Raw genomic sequence first — 20,841 nt, 5'->3', positions numbered from 1 at the left:
TCTATATCTGTAGTTGAAGCTCCAGAATCTGGTACAGCAAATGCGCCAGCTCAATTTTGTTTAGCTGAAATTACTGCAGGACAAACATATAATCTTTTTGATTTATTAGAAGATGAAGATCAAACAGGAACTTGGAGCGACGATAACGCTTCAGGAGCACTTACAGGTAATACAGTTTCTGTAGATGCTTTAAGTGTTGGAACCTATAACTTTACATTCGATGTTGATGCCATTGGTAGTTGCGACGATCTAAACGTAACCGTAAGTATTGTAGTTAGCGAAACTACAGCACCAACAGCAAACGCTACTCAAGATTTTTGTGATAGCGCAACTGTAGCCGATTTAGTAGCAACAGGAGACGGTATTCAATGGTATATTAATAATACTGGAGGAACAGCCTTAGACACAACTATTGATTTAACGAGCGGACAAACTTATTACGCTTCCCAAACCGATGCAACTACAGGTTGTGAGTCCGCAACAAGAACAGCAGTTACAGTAACCATTTACAATTCTCCAAATGCTGGAGCACTAAATACTTCTGCAATTATTTCTTGTAATAATAATGCTAGCATTGATTTATTTACAGGATTAGATGGTTCCCAAGATGCCGGAGGAACTTGGAATAACGACGATAACGTTGGTTCACTTTCTGGTAGTATTTTTGATGCATCTGGAATTGCCGGAGGAGTTTACGAGTTTACATATTCCGTTGCCGCTACTGCACCATGTTCTAGCGATAGCGTGACGATTCAAGTAACCGTTGAAGAACCTTTAAATGCAGGAACAGACGGTACACCTTTAGATTTGTGTAGTAACAATGGTACAGTAGATTTATTTAGTGAGCTAGGTGGAACGCCAGAAGCAGGAGGAATTTGGACACCTGCCTTAGCAAGTGGAACTGGAGTTTTCGATCCATTGGTTGATGCTCCTGGAACTTATGTGTATTCTTTATCTAATGTGTGTGGTACCGCATCAAGTAGTATTGATGTTTCGGTTACTATAGCTCCAAATGCAGGTTCAGACGATTCTATAACCTTTTGTACATCTGATGACGCTGTCGATTTATTCGATTTATTAGGTGTCGATGCACAAAGCGGAGGATCTTGGTCTCCTGCCTTAACAAGCGGAACTGGTGTTTTCGATCCAGCGGTCGATGCTGCCGATGTTTATACTTATACCGTATTAGCTACATCGCCTTGTTCGCCAGATGCGGAAGCAAGTATTACAGTTACAGTTAACGAAACACCAACGCCTACAACGGATAACAGTGCGCCAGAATTTTGTGCAGTTAACGATCCAATAGTATCAGATTTAGATGATTTAATCACGTCAACAGGAACAATTCAGTGGTATGAAGATGCTGCGTTAACAATAGCGTTAACCGGCACAGAAGCTTTAATTGATGGTGAAGATTATTACGCAACACAAACGAATAGTACAGGATGTGAGTCTGCTCAAGCAGTACAATTGGATGTTGTAATTAATGATGCTGAAACACCTAGCTTAACCGATGCTAGTGAAGCCTATTGCTTAAACGACGACCCAACAATTAGCACATTAACCAATAATTTAACTTATAATACTAATGTTTATGATGTTGTTTGGTATGATGCTGAAACTGGCGGTTCTACCATTTCGAGTAGTACAGAAATAAGTGATACAACTTATTATGCAGCGCTGGTAGATTTAAATACAGGTTGTGAGAGCAGTGTGCGTTTAGCAGTTTCACCAAATACGACAGCATGTGGAAAAGTTGAATTACCAGATGGTTTCTCTCCAAACGGTGATGGTGTTAACGATACGTTCGACGTAGATAATTTAGCCATTTTATATCCTAATTTCGAAATAGAAATTTATAACCGAAACGGAAATGTCGTTTACAAAGGTAATGCAAGTACACCAAGATTTGATGGTACTCCAAACCAATCACGAGTGATTGTAAATGGCGATTTACCAGTTGGTGTATACTTCTACATTTTTAAATATAACGATGGTGAACACGACCCACAACAAGGACGCTTATACTTAAGCAGATAATTTATAGATAAAGCAAAATTTAATACAATGAAACATTTAAATATATATCATAAAATAGTTGCTTTGTTAGGTTTGACGTTCTTGTCATTACAAAGTAACGCACAACAAGATCCGCAGTTTACGCAATACATGTATAACATGAGTGTTATTAACCCTGCTTATGCAACGGCCGACGAAGGAATTTTAAACCTCGGAGGATTGTATAGAACCCAATGGGTTGGTATGGAAGGCGCTCCAAAAACGGGAACGTTTTTTGCTCATACTCCAATAAATGAAAAAATAGAAATGGGTATTTCGTTTACCAACGATAATATTGGTGATGTGGTTACCGAAAATAATATTTATGCCGATTTTGCCTATGTTTTACCTGTAGGTTTCGAAAGTAAAATTTCATTTGGTTTAAAAGCTGGTGTAACACTTTTCGATACTAATTTTAGCGATTTCGAATTACAATCTGGTAACTCAAGTACCGATACAGCTTTCGATGAAAATATTAGTAAAGCCTTTCCTAACCTTGGTGTTGGAGCCTTCTTTTTTGGCGACAATTATTACTTAGGGTTATCGGCGCCTAATTTATTTGCAACCAAACATCTTGAAGATGATAGCGGTATAAAAGCAACTGGTGTAGAAAATGTGCATTATTTCTTTACAGGTGGTTACGTTTTCGATTTAAATCGTGATTTAAAATTAAAACCTGCATTTATGGCAAGAGGCGTAAAAGGCGCACCGTTAGCTGTCGATGTTACAGTAAACGTTTTAATTCAAGAAAAACTTGAAGCCGGTATAGGTTACCGTTTAGGCGATGCTGTTAGTGGTTTAGTTAGTTTTAGAGTTACCCCAGAACTTCGTATTGGCTATGCTTACGATTATACCACCTCTAACTTAGGTGAATTTAATTCTGGTTCGCATGAAATCATGATTTTATTCGACGTCGATTTATTCGGATTTAAAGGCGGATACGATCGCTCACCAAGATTCTTCTAATTTTTAATAATAGGAAACATGAAAAAACACATTTACATATTTGCAAGCCTTTTATTAGTTAGTGGAATGGCTTTTGCACAAAAAGGAAATACAAAACGAGCCGATAAGCTCTTTGAATTACGAGCATTTACTGATGCTGCCGAAATGTACGAAACTAAAAATCGTACGCAAGGCGTGCTTCAAAATTTGGCCGATAGTTATTATTATAACAGCAGTCTTCAAAAGGCTGTCAAAACTTATAGAGAACTGTTTTTAGAGTATGGCGATTCTATCGATATCGATTACCATTTTCGTTACGGTCAAGCTTTAAAAGGTGTTAAAAATTATGAAGATGCCGATAAGCATTTAAGTATGTACTACAGAAAACCTGTAAATACAAATGCATTTATTCAATCTTTAGAAAAAACAACACCACACGTTTTTAATTTAGAACAAATTGTTAACGAGAGTTCTAGTAGCGACTTTGGCTTAACATTTTATGGAGACAATCAAGTGGCTTTTGCTTCGGCTAGAAATACAGATAACCCTGCTTATGTATGGAACAATTTACCATATTTAGATTTGTATAATGGGAAATTAACAGACGATAATAAGCTTGTTGATGTAAAACCATTTTCTGAAGCTATTAATACAAGTTCGCACGAAAGTAATGCTGTATTTACTCAAGATGGTAAAACCATGTACTTTAACAGAACTAACAAAACACGTACAAAAACTGGCGATGTAAAAATTGCTCATATTAAAATTTATAAAGCCGAATTGGTTGATGGAACATGGACAAATGTTACGGCATTACCATTTACATCAGATGCTTACAGTACCGAGCACCCTGCATTAACCAAAGACGATAAAACCTTATATTTTGCAAGTGATATGCCGGGAACTCTTGGAGGTTTCGATATATACAAGGTAGCAATAAACGACGATGGAACTTATGGTGAGCCAGAAAACTTAGGTCCAACAATTAATACTGCCCATCGCGAACAATTTCCGTTTTTAAGCGAATTTAACGTGCTATATTTTTCGTCTATTGGTCACGAAGGTTATGGTGGTTTAGATGTGTTTAGAAGTAATATGGTAAATGGTAATTTTGATAAGCCTGTAAACTTAGGAAGCTCTATAAATAGTAATTTAGACGATTTTGCTTATGTTATTCGTGAAAAAGATAACATGGGTTATGTCTCGTCAAATCGTGGCGGTTTCGATAGAATGTTTGGTTTTGCGCGAGAAGTAAACCCTTTAACTATTTATCAAGTTGAAGGAATTGTAAAAGATAAAAATAGTAGTGAATTATTAACGGGTTCTTTAGTTACTTTATTCGATGAGTCTGATACTGTAATTCAAGATGCCATTGTAAAAGATGATGCTTATTATATCTTTAAAATAGAACCAAATAAAAAATATAAAATTCGTGGTACGAGAAAAGCTTACATTCCTCAAGATGTTGAGTTTTCTACCGATAGTAAAGGTAAAGTTCAACACAATATTTACTTGAATTTAGAATCGTTTGCAGATGCTGAAGAGCGTATTAAAGAAAAAACCAGAGGTGTTCAAGTGGAGTTAGAAGAAATTTATTTCGATTTCGATAAATGGGATATTCGTGAAGATGCCGGTAAAGTTTTAGATGTATTAGTGGATATTATGAAAAAATATCCAACTATGGAAATTGAAGTTTCTGCGCATACCGATGTTCGAGGTCCAGACGAGTATAACCTTAACTTATCGAAACGTCGTGCCGCTTCTACACTAGAATATTTAGTAAGCCAAGGTATAGACCGAAGCCGATTAAAAAGTATTGGTTACGGTGAAACCCAACCACTTAATAAATGTGTAAAAGAAGGTATTTGTAGCGACGATGAATACGATGAAAACCGTCGTTGTGAGTTTACAATTTTAAAATAACTAGAACCTTTTAAATAGCTTTATTTTAGCAAGAGCATTAAGCCTTTCTTCTCGATTCCTATCAAGATTGAAGGGCTTTTTGTTTATATTTGTTTTTTAACATTCGTAACCAATTATTAAGTAAATTGTCAACCTGAATACGTTTTGGGTTCTCATTATGTAGCTAGAATGTCAATAGGTGTTATTAAACACTGAAACAATCTCGATAGATATTGAGGTAGCACGATAGCAAAAAGAATGTTACATCATGTTTACTGATTAAAACGAAGCGCTTTTGAAGCAATTTTTATGAACGAAAACCTAGACCCAACAAGCCAAAATTTTTCTCCAGAAGAAATCGACGTTGAAAAAAAGTTACGCCCTTTAGCGTTTAACGATTTTACAGGGCAAGATCAGGTTTTGGAAAATCTTCAAATATTTGTTCAAGCCGCTAATTTGCGCGATGAAGCTCTCGACCACACGCTATTTCACGGGCCTCCAGGATTGGGTAAAACCACATTGGCAAATATATTAGCTAACGAACTTAATGTCGGTATAAAAGTAACGTCTGGACCAGTACTTGATAAACCAGGCGATTTGGCTGGATTACTTACTAATTTAGACGAACGTGATGTGTTGTTTATTGATGAAATTCATCGACTAAGCCCCATTGTAGAAGAATATTTATACTCGGCAATGGAAGATTATAAAATTGATATTATGATTGAAACTGGCCCAAATGCCAGAACCGTTCAAATCAATTTAAATCCGTTTACTTTAGTTGGAGCTACCACACGATCTGGTTTGTTAACATCGCCAATGCGAGCACGTTTTGGTATACAAAGCCGCCTTCAATATTATAAAACCGACTTACTTACCACCATTGTACAGCGTAGTGCTGGAATTTTAAATATGCCAATATCGATGGAAGCAGCCATTGAAATTGCTGGTAGAAGCCGAGGAACACCAAGAATAGCGAATGCATTATTAAGACGCGTTCGCGATTTTGCTCAAATAAAAGGAAATGGCTCTATTGATATAAAAATAGCCAAATTTGCTTTGCAAGCTTTAAATGTGGATGCACATGGTTTAGACGAAATGGATAATAAAATACTAACTACCATAATCGATAAGTTTAAAGGAGGTCCTGTAGGTATTACCACGTTGGCAACGGCCGTTAGTGAAAGTGCAGAAACTATTGAAGAAGTTTACGAACCTTTTTTAATACAACAAGGCTTTATTATGCGCACACCACGAGGTCGCGAGGTTACCGAGTTAGCCTATAAACATTTGGGTAAAATAAAAGGGAATATTCAAGGTGGGTTGTTTTAATGGACGAAACCAAAAAAATACCAGAATTATCTACCATTACTTTTTTAAGGAAAGCCATAAAAATACTTAACAATCCATTACCATTTCATAATCAAAATTTTGAGCGTTATGGCGATATTTTTAAACTCAATATAGGGTTTGGTAATTATGCCTATTTTTCGCGACATGCGGAATTAGCAGAATATGTGTTTCAAAGAAATTGGAAAAATTATAAGAAATCTGCCATTCAAACCGAAGATCTTGCTAAATATTTAGGAAAAGGTTTATTAACATCAGAAGGCGAACATTGGAAAAAGCAACGTAAGCTTGTGCAACCAGCTTTTCATAAAAAACATTTGGAAAGCCTTATGTTAACTATAAAAAAAACTATTGTAGCCGAATTATCTAAAATTAAACCTAATACCAATATAGATGTGCTTCCGTTGTTTAGCGATCTCGCTTTTAAAGTGGTTGTAAAATCTTTATTTAGTGATGCGGCTAGCGAAAACGAAATTAAAATACTTCAAGAAGTAACTGAAGAAAACCAACTTATGTTGGTGAAAGAATTAAGGCAACCTTATTTAAAATGGTACTTTAAGTCCTTTGGAGTAATCGATAAACATTTAAAACGTTCGCACGAATCAAGAGCTATTCTTCAAGCTATAATTGAGAGACGAAAAGAATCTAAAACTAAATACAACGACTTGTTGGATATGTTGTTAGAATCGCGTTACGATGATGGGTTGGCTATGAGTATAGAGCAACTTATAGATGAAATTTTAGTGCTTTTTGTTGCAGGACACGAAACCACAGCCAATTCCTTAAGTTTTACTATACAGTTATTGGCGCAGCACCCAGAATGGCAGGAAAAAGTACGTTTGGAATACTACAATATTTTGGCTAATTATACAGATACAATGTCAGTTGTGGTGCAATCTCAACTAGCTAAACAAGTTATTGAAGAGTCTTTACGATTATATCCGCCGGCGTATTTTATGGATAGAGTGAATATTGAAGATGATAATTTTGATGGTTATCACTTTAAAAAAGGCAGCAGTTTTTTGTTTTCAATTTTAGAAATTCATAAACATAAAAAATGGTGGGAACACCCTGAAGATTTTAATCCAGACCGCTTTTCACCCGAAAAAGCTAAAACGTATTCTTCACATTATTTTCCATTTGGTGCAGGACCACGAAAATGTATTGGTAATAATTTTGCTATGTTTGAAATGATTATTGCTGTTTCAGAGATTTTAACGAGATTTACCATAAAACCTGTTAAAAATTCCATAGAAATTAATCCGCTTATTACCTTAAAACCTAAAAATGCGGTGGTAAGGTTTGAAAATTTATAACGGTGGTTAATAATAAATCAAAATATAGTCAACTCATAAAATCTGAAGCCAAACGCCTCGGATTTTTGTCTTGCGGTATTAGTAAAGCAGCATTTTTAGAAGAAGAAGCACCACGACTTGAAAAATGGTTAAATAAAAACATGAACGGCGAAATGCGCTACATGGAAAACCATTTTGATAAACGCTTAGACCCAACCAAACTAGTAGAAGATTCAAAAAGTGTGGTGTCTTTATTGCTAAATTATTATCCCGATAAAATTCAGAATGAAGATTCTTATAAGCTTTCTAGATATGCTTACGGAACCGATTATCATTTTGTTATAAAAGACAAATTAAAATCATTACTTTATTTTATTCAAGAAGAAATAGGAGAAGTTAGCGGACGCGCATTTGTAGATTCTGCACCAGTTTTAGATAAAGCTTGGGCTGCTAAATCGGGTTTAGGATGGATTGGTAAACACAGTAATTTACTATCGCAAAAAGTAGGCTCGTTTTTTTTTATTGCCGAATTGATTATTGATTTAGAATTAGATTACGACACTCCAACCACCGACCATTGTGGTACATGTACAGCCTGTATCGATGCTTGTCCAACTCAGGCTATTACAGAGCCTTATGTGGTGGATGGCAGTAAATGCATTTCGTATTTTACTATTGAACTAAAAGAAAATATTCCAACAGAATTTAAAGGTAAATTTGATGATTGGATGTTTGGTTGCGATGTTTGTCAAGATGTTTGCCCTTGGAATCGCTTTTCTAAACCACATAATGAGCCGTTGTTTAATCCGCATCCCGAATTACTTTCCATGAGTAAAAAAGATTGGGAAGACATTACCGAAGAAACCTTTAGAAAAGTCTTTAAAAATTCTGCAGTTAAGCGAACAAAATATTCGGGGTTAACCAGAAACATAAAGTTTTTAAAAACTTAAAATAGTTAGTTAAATGTGAGCAAATATTTGGAGCGTTTTGGTTTAATTTACCTGTAAGGAATCTCTAAAGCACGTTTGTATTTTAAAACGTAAATCTTTAATTTTATTTTAAAGCACCAATATTTAAACAGAATTTCTTTTCTAATTTTATGCAATGAATGTGTTTTCATAGGTCTGATTTTAAGGTAAATATAATAAAGTTTACGTTAAATTTACAATTTATTAACATTAAATTTACATTAGATTTAAGCATTAAATATTTTAAACTTTGATAAAACCTGTAAAAAACTTGCTTTTAAAAGGCTTTCTAGAGTTTTGTTTTAAATGTATCAATTTATCAAATTACCTTTTAAAATAAGAGAAGTATGTATGCTATATTAATAGTGCTTTTTTGAGAAAAGTTTAACTTAAGGAGTCTTAAGCTTATAGAGTTAGCATATTTTGAATGAATAATAAATGAATATCTATCAATAATAATAAATTAAAAAAAGGTATATTTTAATTTATCGATTAACTGTGAATTAAGTTGATTTATTAGTATTTTAACATTTTTAATTCCAAATATTTGTGTACTTTGTAATGATAATTACCCCATTCTATGATTTTACCATTAGAACCTGAAAACGAAGCCGAAAGGCTTGAGCATTTAAAATCATTTAATATTTTAGATACCTTACCCGAAATCGATTATGACAATATTGCCAAAATTGCGGCAGAAATTTGTGGGGTTCCAATAGCTTTAATAAGTTTAATTGATGATAAACGACAATGGTTTAAATCTCATCATGGTGTGAATGCAACAGAAACACCAAAGGAATATGCCTTTTGCGCTCATGCTATTAATTCTCCAAATGAGCCTTTAATTGTAAACGATTCTAGAGATGACGAGCGTTTTCATGATAATCCAATTGTAGTGGGCGATCCTCATGTTATTTTTTATGCGGGTATTCCGCTTACCACCAAGAAAGGTTTTTCTCTAGGCACATTATGTGTTATAGATAACAAGCCAAACGAGCTTAGCAATGGGCAGATAGAAACTTTAAAAGCCTTGTCTAATCAAGTTATAAAATTACTCGAATTGAGACAATCTAATGCAAATATGCAATCAATATTAACCGATTTAAAAGACAAGAATGAAGCATTAGAGAAATTTGCTCATTTAGCGGCACATGATTTAAAATCACCATTAATAAATATTTCAAGTTTATCTCAAATTTTTATTCAAGAATATAAATCACAAATCGACGATGGAGGTTTAGAAATTTTGAATCTTATTATTAAATCTTCTGAGAGTTTAACGGGTTTGGTAGATGGTCTTCTTGATTACAGCAAAAGTGAACGCGTCCTACTTGAGAAAAAGTTGGATATTACTTTGGAAGAGTTGAAAAACGAAATCCAAGATCTTTTTAAAGTAGAAGACAATGTTTCAATACATTTTAACTCAAAAGTGAAAAAACTAACCGTAAATAAAACGGCAATAAATCAGATTTTAATTAATCTTATAGCAAATTCAGTAAAATATAGCGATAAAGATTGTGTTGAAATACAAGTGAATTTAACTGAAACCGAGAATTTTTATGAATTTTCAGTAAAAGATAACGGTCCAGGAATTGCACCACAGTATCATGAAAAAATATTCCAGTTATTTCATAAGCTCAATAAATACGATAAATTTGGTCGTACAGGAAATGGAATTGGTTTAGCTACTGTTAAAAAATTAGTTAAAAAATTAGGTGGTGAAATTAGTGTGTTTTCAGAATTAAATAAAGGTGCTTCATTTAATTTTTCATTAAAAAAATAACATAAAAACAAATTACTTCAAATTACAAGAAGAGACACCGCTCGCCTTTTCATTATAAATTAATGTGAATTTATAATTAATAAAGTACAATAAAAAACACGAAAATTTCATTCGTCCATGAATTTGGTTTTTTATCTTTGTTTGTTTAATAAAAAGGCCTGTATGTAAGTCCTACAGTACCTTTTAAACCATAGTTTTCGTAAGAGCGAGAACCTTAACTAAATATTATGAGCGAAGAAAGTAAAAGACGTGAAGCCCTTATTTATCACGCGAAACCTACCCCAGGAAAAATAAAAGTAGTACCAACTAAAAAATATGCAACCCAACGCGACTTATCATTGGCTTATTCTCCAGGAGTTGCGGTACCATGTTTAGAAATTGAAAAAGATAAAGAAGCCGCCTATAAATATACTTCAAAAGGAAATTTAGTAGCTGTAATATCCAACGGTACTGCGGTTTTAGGTTTAGGTAATATTGGCGCTTTGGCTGGTAAACCTGTTATGGAAGGTAAAGGTTTATTGTTTAAAATATTTGCAGATATTGATGTTTTTGATATTGAAGTTGATACCGAAAATGTTGATGAATTTATCGAAACCGTAAAAAATATTGCACCAACTTTTGGTGGCATAAACTTAGAAGATATTAAAGCACCTGGAGCTTTCGAAATTGAGCGTCGTTTAAAAGAAGAACTCGATATTCCAGTAATGCACGACGATCAACATGGAACGGCTATCATTTCGGCCGCTGCTTTGTTAAATGCTATCGAACTTACTAATAGGAAAATTGAGGACACGAAGATTGTAATTAGTGGAGCTGGAGCGGCAGCTATTTCATGTTCACGTTTATATCAGGCGTGTGGTGCTAAGTTAGAAAACATGGTGATGCTTGATAGTAAAGGTGTTATTAGAAAAGATCGTGAAACCTTATCAGCAGAAAAAGCAGAGTTTGCTACCGATAGAAAAATTGATACATTAGAGGAAGCGATGAAAGATTCCGATGTGTTTATTGGACTTTCTATGGCCAATATAGTATCGCCAGAAATGTTGCTTTCTATGGCGAAAGACCCGATTGTTTTCGCCATGGCAAATCCAGATCCAGAAATTGGATACCAATTGGCTGTCGATACTCGCGACGACATTATTATGGCAACTGGCCGGAGTGATCATCCTAATCAAGTAAACAATGTATTAGGATTTCCATTTATTTTCCGCGGAGCTTTAGATGTTCGAGCAACAGGAATTAACGAAGCTATGAAAATGGCAGCTGTAAAAGCGCTTGCTAAATTAGCTAAAGAGCCGGTGCCAGAGCAAGTAAATATTGCTTATGGTGAAACGCGATTAACTTTTGGAAAAGATTATATTATTCCTAAACCATTCGATCCAAGATTAATTGCCGAAGTGCCACCTGCGGTTGCTAAAGCAGCAATGGATAGCGGTGTTGCTAAAATTCCAATTACAGATTGGGAAAAATATACCGATACACTTAGAGAACGTTTAGGTTCCGATAACAAAATTGTACGACTCTTGTTAAATCGTGCTAAATTCGATCCAAAACGTGTGGTTTATGCAGAAGCCGACCACCTTGATGTTTTAAAAGCAGCTCAAATTGTTTATGAAGAAGGCATTGCAATTCCTATTTTATTAGGCCGAAAAGAAACCATTGAAGAATTAATGGCAGAAATTGAATTTGACGCCGATATAGAAATTATAGACCCAAAAACCGAAGAAGAAAACGAAAGAAAAAATAAATACGCTAAAGTATATTGGGAGCAACGTAAACGTAAAGGTGTAACCTATTATTCTGCTCAACGATTAATGCGTGAACGTAACTACTTTGCTGCAATGATGCTAAACGAAGGCGATGCCGATGCTGTTGTTTCTGGGTATTCCAGAAGTTATCCTACCGTTGTAAAACCTATGTTAGAGCTTATTGGTAAAGCCGATGGAATTTCTAGAGTTGCAACCACTAACTTAATGATGACTAAGCGTGGGCCTTTGTTTTTAAGCGATACCTCTATTAATATAGATCCGGATAGCAAAAGTTTGGCTAGAATTGCACAAATGACGGCTAAAGTAATTTCGATGTTTGGTTTAAATCCTGTAATGGCAATGGTGTCGTATTCAAATTTTGGATCCTCAAATAACCCAAAAGCTTCAAAAGTAACCGAGGCTGTTTCTTATTTACACCGTTCAAACCCAGATTTAGATGTGGATGGTGAACTACAAACCGATTTTGCCTTAAACGATACTATGCTTCGTGAAAAGTTTCCATTCTCGAAATTAGTTGGTAAAAAAGTTAATGCCTTAATATTTCCTAATTTAGATTCAGCAAATATTACATATAAATTGTTAAAGGAATTAAACGATGCCGAGTCTATTGGGCCAATTATGATGGGAATGCGCAAGCCAGTGCATATACTTCAATTAGGAGCAAGTGTAGACGAAATCGTTAATATGACGGCAATTGCAGTAATCGATGCGCAGAATAAGGCAAAATGGGAGTTAGAGCAACTAGAGCAGTAATCCTTTAAAATACAATAATTTTATTACATTTGACGGATTAATAGTTATAATACATGATAACGCACATTCAGGGAAAACTGGTTGAAAAAAACCCAACACATGTTGTTATAGACTGTAACGGTGTTGGCTATATGCTTCATATTTCGTTGCACACCTTTTCCCAAATTCCAGATATTGAAAGTTTAAAGTTGTTTACGCATCTTCAAATAAAAGAAGATGCGCACACACTTTATGGATTTTCCTCGGTAGCAGAGCGAGAAATATTTAGGCTGTTGCTTTCTGTTAGCGGTATTGGCGCAAGTATAGCGCGTACCATGTTATCCTCGTTAACACCAAAACAAGTTCGAGAAGGTATTGCCAGCGAAGATGTAGCTTTAATTCAATCTATAAAAGGAATCGGAGCAAAAACAGCGCAGCGTGTAATTATCGATTTAAAAGATAAAGTTTTAAAGATTTACGATATTGATGAAGTTTCGACTGTAAAAGACAATACCAGCAAAGATGAAGCGTTATCTGCTTTAGAAGTGTTGGGTTACGCCAAAAAACAGGCCGAACGTGTAGTTAATAAAATTATTTCAACCCAGCCAGAAGCTAATGTTGAAGTTATTATTAAGGAAGCGCTTAAAAATTTATAATTAATTTTGAATATAACCAGACCAAATCTACTACAACCACCAAAGCAATACCTGGTATTTGTTATTGTACTTTTTTATTCGGTTGTAGTTTGGTCGCAAACTCCACAAGACTCTACAAAAACCGGATTTAGTTTAGGGAAAATTAAAACCCCAGAACTCGATACAATAGAGTCTAAATACACCTACGATCCTGTAACCAATCGTTATATTTATACACAAACCATTGGCGATTACAATCTTAAATATCCTATAATTTTAACACCTTCGGAATATTTCGATTTGGTTGCAAAAGAAAACATTAGGAATTATTATAAAGAAAAAATTGATGCATTCGATGGTAAAAAAGAAGGCAGCGAAGATGCGAAAAAAAATCTGTTGCCCGAATTTTATGTGAATTCAGGGTTTTTTGAAACTATTTTTGGTAGTAATACTATTGAGTTAGTACCAACAGGTAGTGTAGAAATGGATTTGGGAGTATTATTTTCTAAACAGGACAATCCTACGTTTTCACCTCGAAATAGAAGTAATTTTACCTTCGATTTCGACCAGCGTATCAGTTTAAGTTTACTGGGTAAAGTAGGAACGCGTTTGCAAGTAACAGCCAATTACGACACGCAATCCACTTTCGATTTTCAACAGCTTATAAAACTTGAATATACCCCAACGGAAGACGATATTATTCAAAAAATAGAAGTTGGTAACGTAAGCATGCCTCTAAATAGTTCCTTAATTACTGGAGCCCAAAGCTTATTTGGGGTTAAAGCGCAATTACAGTTTGGTAAAACAACTATTACAGGTGTGTTTTCCGAGCAAAAATCACAATCTAATACGGTTGTAGCTCAAGGCGGTGGTACGGTGGAAGAGTTTGAATTATTCATTAGAGAATACGATGAAAATCGACATTTCTTTTTAGCCCAATATTTTAGAGATAATTATGATGTGGCGTTAGCAAATTACCCATTTATTAATAATAAAGGGTTGCAAATTACGCGACTAGAAGTTTGGATAACTAACCGAACGAATCAAACAGAGAATGTTAGAAACGTTGTAGCGTTACAAGATTTAGGTGAGTCTGTTTACAATCCAGGAGATCCTAATAACGATAATATTTTATTAGATCCAGTGGCTAATGGTTATGGCGGTTTTATTAATAGTCCAAATGCAGTGCCAGATAATTCAAATAATGATTTTGACCCAACAGTAATTGATGCTGGTTCTATCTTAACAAATCAAATTCGAGATATTGCCACTGTGCAGCAAGGTTTTGGTACATTTTCTTCGGTAGTTAAAGAAGGCTCTGACTATGCTAAAATTGAAAACGCTAGAAAATTAACTAACGGACAAGAATATACTCTAAACGAAGATTTGGGTTATATTTCGTTAAATCAGCGTTTAACAAACGATGAGGTTTTGGCTGTGGCTTTTCAGTATACATTAGGCGGAAAAGTGTATCAAGTTGGTGAGTTTGCTAATGATGGAATTGAAGCTACTAACGTTGAAACCAATGACGATGGTGTTGTAACTTCGGTAGTTAATTCAACATTAGTATTAAAAATGCTTAAAAGTAGTATTACCAATGTTACCCAACCTGTTTGGGATTTAATGATGAAAAATATCTACGATACGGGTGCTTATAATTTAAGTCAAGACGATTTTAAACTTAATATTTTTTATAACGAGGCATCGCCTTTAAACTTTATAACACCAGTTAATGAAGATTTTGATTTAGATATAAACGGAAATCCAGTAACTACAAACACAGCAGAAGACGATTTAATTCAAAACGTGCCGTTATTAAGGGTGTTCAACCTAGATAAGCTTAACTATAACAACGACCCACAAACAAATGGTGATGGGTTTTTCGATTATGTTTCTGGCATCACTGTTATACCCGCAAACGGAAAAATTGTATTTACAAGTGTCGAACCATTTGGTGAATACCTGTTTAATAAACTTGGTGGTGGCGATTATAATAACGAGGCTTCTTTTAACGAAAATCAAGAAAAGTACGTTTACGATATACTTTATAAAAGTACCCAAACAGCGGCTTTAGAAGAAGTTGAAAAAAATAAATTTAAATTAAAAGGGCGATACACATCATCTGGAGGCGATGGTATTTCTATAGGTTCGTTTAACGTACCACGAGGTTCGGTGCGCGTTTCGGCTGGAGGTCGTGTTTTAGTTGAAGGTATCGATTATACTGTCGATTACGATTTAGGTCAGGTTTATATTTTAGATGAAGCATTAAAAGCTTCAGATACACCTATTGAAGTATCAACCGAGAATAATGCTGTTTTTGGGCAACAAACCAGACGCTTTACAGGTGTAAATATTGAACATAAGTTTAACGAAAATTTTGTGTTAGGAGCAACGCTTTTAAACCTTAACGAGCGTCCAATTACTCAAAAAGCAAACTACGGAACAGAATCTATTAACAATACTATTTTTGGTGTTAACGGTAATTACGCAACTAAAGTGCCATTTTTAACACGTATGGTTAACAAATTACCAAATATCGATACCGATGTAGAATCGAATTTATCTTTACGTGGAGAATTTGCATATTTAATACCAGGTGCTCCAAAAGGCACCGATTTAAATGGTGAACCAACATCGTATATCGACGATTTCGAAGGTTCTCAAAATAGTATCGATTTAACCTCACAACAATCGTGGTACTTATCTAGTAGACCAGCCGATTTAGATGGTGATGGCGAGGTTGATGTTAATTATGCGAACGGTATAGAAAGCGGATATAATCGAGCTATGCTAAACTGGTACACAATCGACCCTATTTTTTACAGTACGCAACGTCCAGACGAGATTACGGACGAAGACATGTCTAATTTATATACAAGTCGTGTATTTATAAACGAATTATTTCCAGAAGTCGATTTAGTGCAAGGGCAAAACTCGGTGTTATTTACGCTCGATTTAGCTTATTATCCAGAAGAGCGTGGACCTTATAATTATGATCCTAATGCTTCAAGCGGAACGCTTAATAATCCGCAAGAATCTTGGGCAGGTATTACGCGTCAAATTACATCAACCGATTTCGAACAACAAAATGTAGAGTATATCGATTTTTGGTTGCAAGATCCGTTCCAAGAAAACCCTTCGAATCCAGGAGGAAAGTTAGTTTTAAACCTAGGAAATATTTCAGAAGATATTTTAAAAGATGGTAGAAAACTTTATGAAAACGGGCTTCCTGAAGATGGCGATATCTCTATTTTAGAACAACAAGCTACCGAATGGGGAAGTATTGTACCTCAAAATCAAAGTTTAGTTTATGCGTTCGATACCACTGGAGAAGAACGAACAAACCAAGATGTTGGTTACGATGGTTATAGTGATGAAGCCGAACAACGTTTTGCAATAAGAGAAAATTTAGCTCCAGAATATCAAGGTTTAGAAGATCCATCAAACGATAACTATACTTATTTTTTAAATACCAATGGTGATATTTTTGATCGTTACAAAAAGTATAATGGAGTAGAAGGCAACACGCCAGATACATTTAGCGATACCGATCGTGGTTCGAATACACAACCCGATGTAGAAGATATTAACCGTGATAACACTATGAATACCATTGATAGTTATTACGAATACGAACTCGATATTACCAGACAGAATTTACCTTTAACAGAAACAGAGTTCGATAATCTTCCAAATTCAAATCCTTTAAAAGAATATTTACGCGATTTTAAAAACAGACCACGTTCATTACCAAATGGCGAAAGCGTCGATGTACGCTGGTATCAATTTAGAATTCCAGTTGAAGGAGATTTAGCAAGAGCCGTTGGTGGCATTAGCGATTTAAGATCGGTACGATTTGCGCGTCTTTTCTTAAAAGAATTTACAGAAACTACGGTTTTTCGTTTTGGAACGCTCGATTTAGTTCGAAGTGATTGGAGACGTTATACTCAAGCTTTAGATACAGACGATCCTGACCCAACCGATCCACAAACCGATTTTTCTGTTGGTGTAATAGGAACGCTTGAAAACGAAGGTAGTTACCAACGTCCACCAGGAATTGAGCCAGAACAGTTGTTTAATAACAATACTGTTGTAAACCAAAACGAGCAATCGTTAGTGTTAAAAGTATGTAATTTAGAGTCTGAAGATTCTAGAGCAGTTTACAAAAACATAAACATCGATATGCGCCAATATAAGCGTTTAAGAATGTTTATGCATGCCGAAGATAGCGATGAAGGTTCTGGACTACTAAGTGACGATGATTTAGTTGGTTTTATTAGAATGGGTAACGATTTAACCGATAATTACTATCAAATTGAAATTCCTTTAGAGGTTTCAACTTCTACTACCCGCGACGGACTTTGGCCTACGAATAACGAAATAAATTTATCTATCGATGTTTTAGGAAAAGTAAAAGCTCAAGGTATTTTTGATGCGTCTTTAAATAATGAAGACCCTACGTTTTACGATGTAATAGACGATGAAATAGTGTTAGTAAACGATCCGTTTAGCGGATATGTTTTAGGGCAACACCGTGTAGGTATAAAAGGTAATCCAAACTTTGGCGATGTAAGAACCTTAATGGTTGGTGTAAAAAACAGATCGAATAATAATAACGTATGTGCCGAACTTTGGTATAACGAATTACGACTTTCTGATATGGATAACGAAGGTGGTTGGGCTGCCGTAGTGAGTATGGATAGTAATATTGCCGATTTTGCTACGATTAGCGCAACAGGAAGCCAAAGTACTTCTGGTTTTGGCTCATTGGAACAAGGCCCATCGGAACGTAGTTTAGAAGATGTTGTACAATACGATATGGTAACCAACGTAAATATTGGGCAGTTATTACCAAAAAAATGGGGTGTGCAATTACCTTTTAATTATGCACAAAGCGAACAATTAATTACACCAAAATACGATGCCTTTTACGAAGATTTAACCTTGCAATCGCGTTTAGATGCAGCAGAAACTGAATCTGACAGGGAAGAAATTCGACAAAATTCTGAAGATTATACTAAACGTAAAAGCATCAATTTTATTGGTGTGAAAAAGAATAGAACTGGCGATAAAAAACCGCGTTTTTACGATGTGGAAAATGTGACACTAAATTACTCTTTTAATAAAGTGGAACATCGCGATTTCGAAATTGAAAAATCGGTAAACAAAACAGTGCGCATTGGTGCTAATTACGCGCATAATTTTAATCAATTAACCGTTGAGCCTTTTAAAAACAACGATTCGCTTTTCACCGGAAAATATGGGAAGTTTTTAAAAGATTTTAATTTTAATTTATTACCGTCAAGTTTTACAGTAAGTAGCGATATTAACCGTCAGTATAATAGTCAACGATTTAGAGCAATCGATTTATCGGACGATGATATTTCAGTAGAACAACTATTACAACGAAATTACACTTTCGATTTTCAGTATAACATCAATTACAACTTAACAAAATCATTACAGTTTAACTATTCGGCAGCCAATAATAATATTGTAAGAAATTATTATGTTGGCGATTATTCCGAAGGAATACAAAACGAATCGCTCGATGTTTGGGATGGTATTTTAGATGTTGGTGACCCAAACAGGCAAACCCAAACATTAGGTTTAACCTATCAATTGCCTTTAAATAAAATTCCTACCTTTAGTTTTATTGATGCCACTTACCAATATACAGGAACATTTTTATGGCAAAAAGGCTCCGATTTATATGGTGAGTTAGAGCTTGATTATACCGATCCGGATAATCCTGACAATACACTTTCAGGAGTTTTCGATTTAGGAAATTCGGTGCAAAACTCTAGCGTACATAATTTGGTAACGACTTTAGATATGAACCGTTTTTATAAATATATTGGTTTAGTTAAAAAGCCAATTAGAACGGTTAGAGCCAGAACTACAACTCCAGGAGGACCTCCAGGAGCAAATAATAGAAAAGCACCGGCGCCTAAAAAACAAAATAAAACGGCCAGAAAAATGTTAAACGCTGGTATCGATATTTTAACAAGTGTAAAACGCCTTACATTTAATTATAACGAAAATAGCGGAACATATTTACCAGGTTACACGCAAACTCCAGGTTTTATTGGTACGCTAAAACCATCAACAGCTTTTACTTTTGGTAGCCAAAGTGATATTAGATATTTAGCAGCTAAAAAAGGTTGGTTAACTTTATATCCCGAGTTTAACGAGCAATACGCAACTACTAAACAAAAACAAATCGACTATTCTGCAAATTTAGAGCCAGTACGCGATTTAAAAATCGATATTGTAGGTAATCGTGCTTATTACGAGAATTTTACCGAAAATTATTATGTCGATAATGGCGAATACAATCCGTTAACACCTAATACTTTTGGTAATTATAATATTTCAACCGTTTTAATTAAAACAGCTTTTAATAAAAGCGATGAGAATGTTAGTGAAGTGTTTAATAATTTTAGAGATAATCGTTTAAAAATTGCCAATCGCTTGGCCGAGGCGTTTTATGGTGGTCCCGGTTTCGAAAGAGACGACGATGGTTATCCGTTAGGTTTTGGTAAAAACAACCAAAAGGTACTATTACCTGCATTTTTAGCAGCCTATTCTGGGCAAGACGCAAACGATGTAAAAACGAGTGCTTTTAGAGATTTTCCATTGCCGAACTGGGATTTAAAGTATACCGGTTTCATGAAGTTTAATTGGTTTAAAAAACGCTTCAAACGTTTCTCGCTTACACATGGTTATCGTTCTACTTATACGATTAATCAATTTAATACCAATTTAAATTTGAATTTAGCCGATGAAGACAACGAGAAACCAATTCCAGGAACACCGTATGTCGATCAGCCAGATGAATCGAAGGACCAATCGGGTAATTTTAAAAACGAAACTTTGTTTAGTAACATTAACTTAAGCGAATCTTTTAGCCCGTTAATGCGATTAGATTTCGAAATGAAAAATTCGATTAAAATTTTAGCCGAAATAGCAAAAGACCGATTAATTTCATTGAGTTTCGATAATAATTTGGTAACCGAAATTCAAGGTGACGAATATACATTAGGCTTAGGATATCGCATTAAAGATTTGCGCATTAACTCGAAACTAGCAGGGCCTCAAAAACGTATTGTAAGCGATTTGAACATGAAAGCTGATGTATCTGTTCGTGAAAACAAAACTATTATTAGGTATCTTGATTTAGATAACAATCAAATTACGTCAGGGCAAACCGTTTGGGCATTAAAATACAGTGCCGATTATGCATTTAGTAAAAACTTAACAGGCATATTTTATTTCGATTATACATTCTCAGATTATGCTATTTCAACCGCCTTTCCGCAAACAAGTATACGCTCAGGTTTAACATTGAGGTATAATTTTGGAAATTAATATATAAAAGGTTTTAATTTTAAGTTTGAATAA

General features: G+C 34.8%; 10 protein-coding genes. All 10 read left to right on the top strand.

Annotated elements, in window-relative coordinates:
- Window positions 1-2,040 (top strand): gliding motility-associated C-terminal domain-containing protein (locus tag PW52_RS10595; protein WP_044632912.1); only part of this gene is annotated, 2,040 nt, incomplete at its 5' end.
- Between the two features lie 27 nt (window positions 2,041-2,067).
- A complete protein-coding gene (locus tag PW52_RS10590) occupies window positions 2,068-3,024 on the top strand; it encodes a PorP/SprF family type IX secretion system membrane protein (RefSeq protein ID WP_044632911.1) in 957 nt (318 codons plus the stop codon).
- A gap of 18 nt (window positions 3,025-3,042) precedes the next feature.
- Window positions 3,043-4,926, top strand: a complete 1,884-nt coding sequence (locus PW52_RS10585; RefSeq protein WP_044632910.1) for an OmpA family protein — start codon at window positions 3,043-3,045, stop codon at window positions 4,924-4,926.
- Window positions 4,927-5,214: 288 nt separating this feature from the next.
- Window positions 5,215-6,237, top strand: coding sequence for a Holliday junction branch migration DNA helicase RuvB (gene ruvB, locus PW52_RS10580; RefSeq protein ID WP_044632909.1), 1,023 nt, complete (start codon window positions 5,215-5,217; stop codon window positions 6,235-6,237).
- Window positions 6,237-7,571 (top strand): cytochrome P450, encoded by a 1,335-nt coding sequence (locus PW52_RS10575; RefSeq protein ID WP_044632908.1) that lies wholly within the window; start codon window positions 6,237-6,239, stop codon window positions 7,569-7,571. The genes ruvB and PW52_RS10575 overlap by 1 nt, the downstream gene beginning before the upstream one ends.
- A gap of 2 nt (window positions 7,572-7,573) precedes the next feature.
- Complete coding sequence (gene queG / locus PW52_RS10570; protein ID WP_044632907.1) at window positions 7,574-8,500, top strand: tRNA epoxyqueuosine(34) reductase QueG; 927 nt, start codon at window positions 7,574-7,576, stop codon at window positions 8,498-8,500.
- A 598-nt stretch (window positions 8,501-9,098) separates the two neighbouring features.
- Entirely contained in the window at window positions 9,099-10,301 is a 1,203-nt protein-coding gene (locus PW52_RS10565; RefSeq protein ID WP_044632906.1) for a sensor histidine kinase, read from the top strand.
- Between the two features lie 227 nt (window positions 10,302-10,528).
- A complete protein-coding gene (locus tag PW52_RS10560; RefSeq protein ID WP_044632905.1) occupies window positions 10,529-12,823 on the top strand; it encodes an NADP-dependent malic enzyme in 2,295 nt (764 codons plus the stop codon).
- A gap of 53 nt (window positions 12,824-12,876) precedes the next feature.
- Window positions 12,877-13,458, top strand: a complete 582-nt coding sequence (gene ruvA / locus PW52_RS10555) for a Holliday junction branch migration protein RuvA (protein ID WP_044632904.1) — start codon at window positions 12,877-12,879, stop codon at window positions 13,456-13,458.
- A gap of 6 nt (window positions 13,459-13,464) precedes the next feature.
- On the top strand, window positions 13,465-20,808 hold the full coding sequence (sov, locus tag PW52_RS10550; protein WP_044632903.1) for a T9SS outer membrane translocon Sov/SprA: 7,344 nt from the start codon (window positions 13,465-13,467) through the stop codon (window positions 20,806-20,808).
- Window positions 20,809-20,841: the final 33 nt, after the last annotated feature.

This window comes from Neotamlana sedimentorum, assembly GCF_000943565.1.
GTDB classification, from domain to species: Bacteria; Bacteroidota; Bacteroidia; order Flavobacteriales; family Flavobacteriaceae; genus Neotamlana; species Neotamlana sedimentorum.
This window is presented reverse-complemented; position numbering and strand designations above follow the sequence as displayed.

Bases quoted from the DNA above. Each gene is read 5' to 3' on its own strand.
- PW52_RS10575 (WP_044632908.1), top strand. From the start codon at position 6,237: ATGGACGAAACCAAAAAAATACCAGAATTATCTACCATTACTTTTTTA.
- ruvA (WP_044632904.1), top strand. From the start codon at position 12,877: ATGATAACGCACATTCAGGGAAAACTGGTTGAAAAAAACCCAACACAT.
- PW52_RS10585 (WP_044632910.1), top strand. From the start codon at position 3,043: ATGAAAAAACACATTTACATATTTGCAAGCCTTTTATTAGTTAGTGGA.
- ruvB (WP_044632909.1), top strand. From the start codon at position 5,215: ATGAACGAAAACCTAGACCCAACAAGCCAAAATTTTTCTCCAGAAGAA.
- PW52_RS10560 (WP_044632905.1), top strand. From the start codon at position 10,529: ATGAGCGAAGAAAGTAAAAGACGTGAAGCCCTTATTTATCACGCGAAA.
- PW52_RS10565 (WP_044632906.1), top strand. From the start codon at position 9,099: ATGATTTTACCATTAGAACCTGAAAACGAAGCCGAAAGGCTTGAGCAT.
- PW52_RS10590 (WP_044632911.1), top strand. From the start codon at position 2,068: ATGAAACATTTAAATATATATCATAAAATAGTTGCTTTGTTAGGTTTG.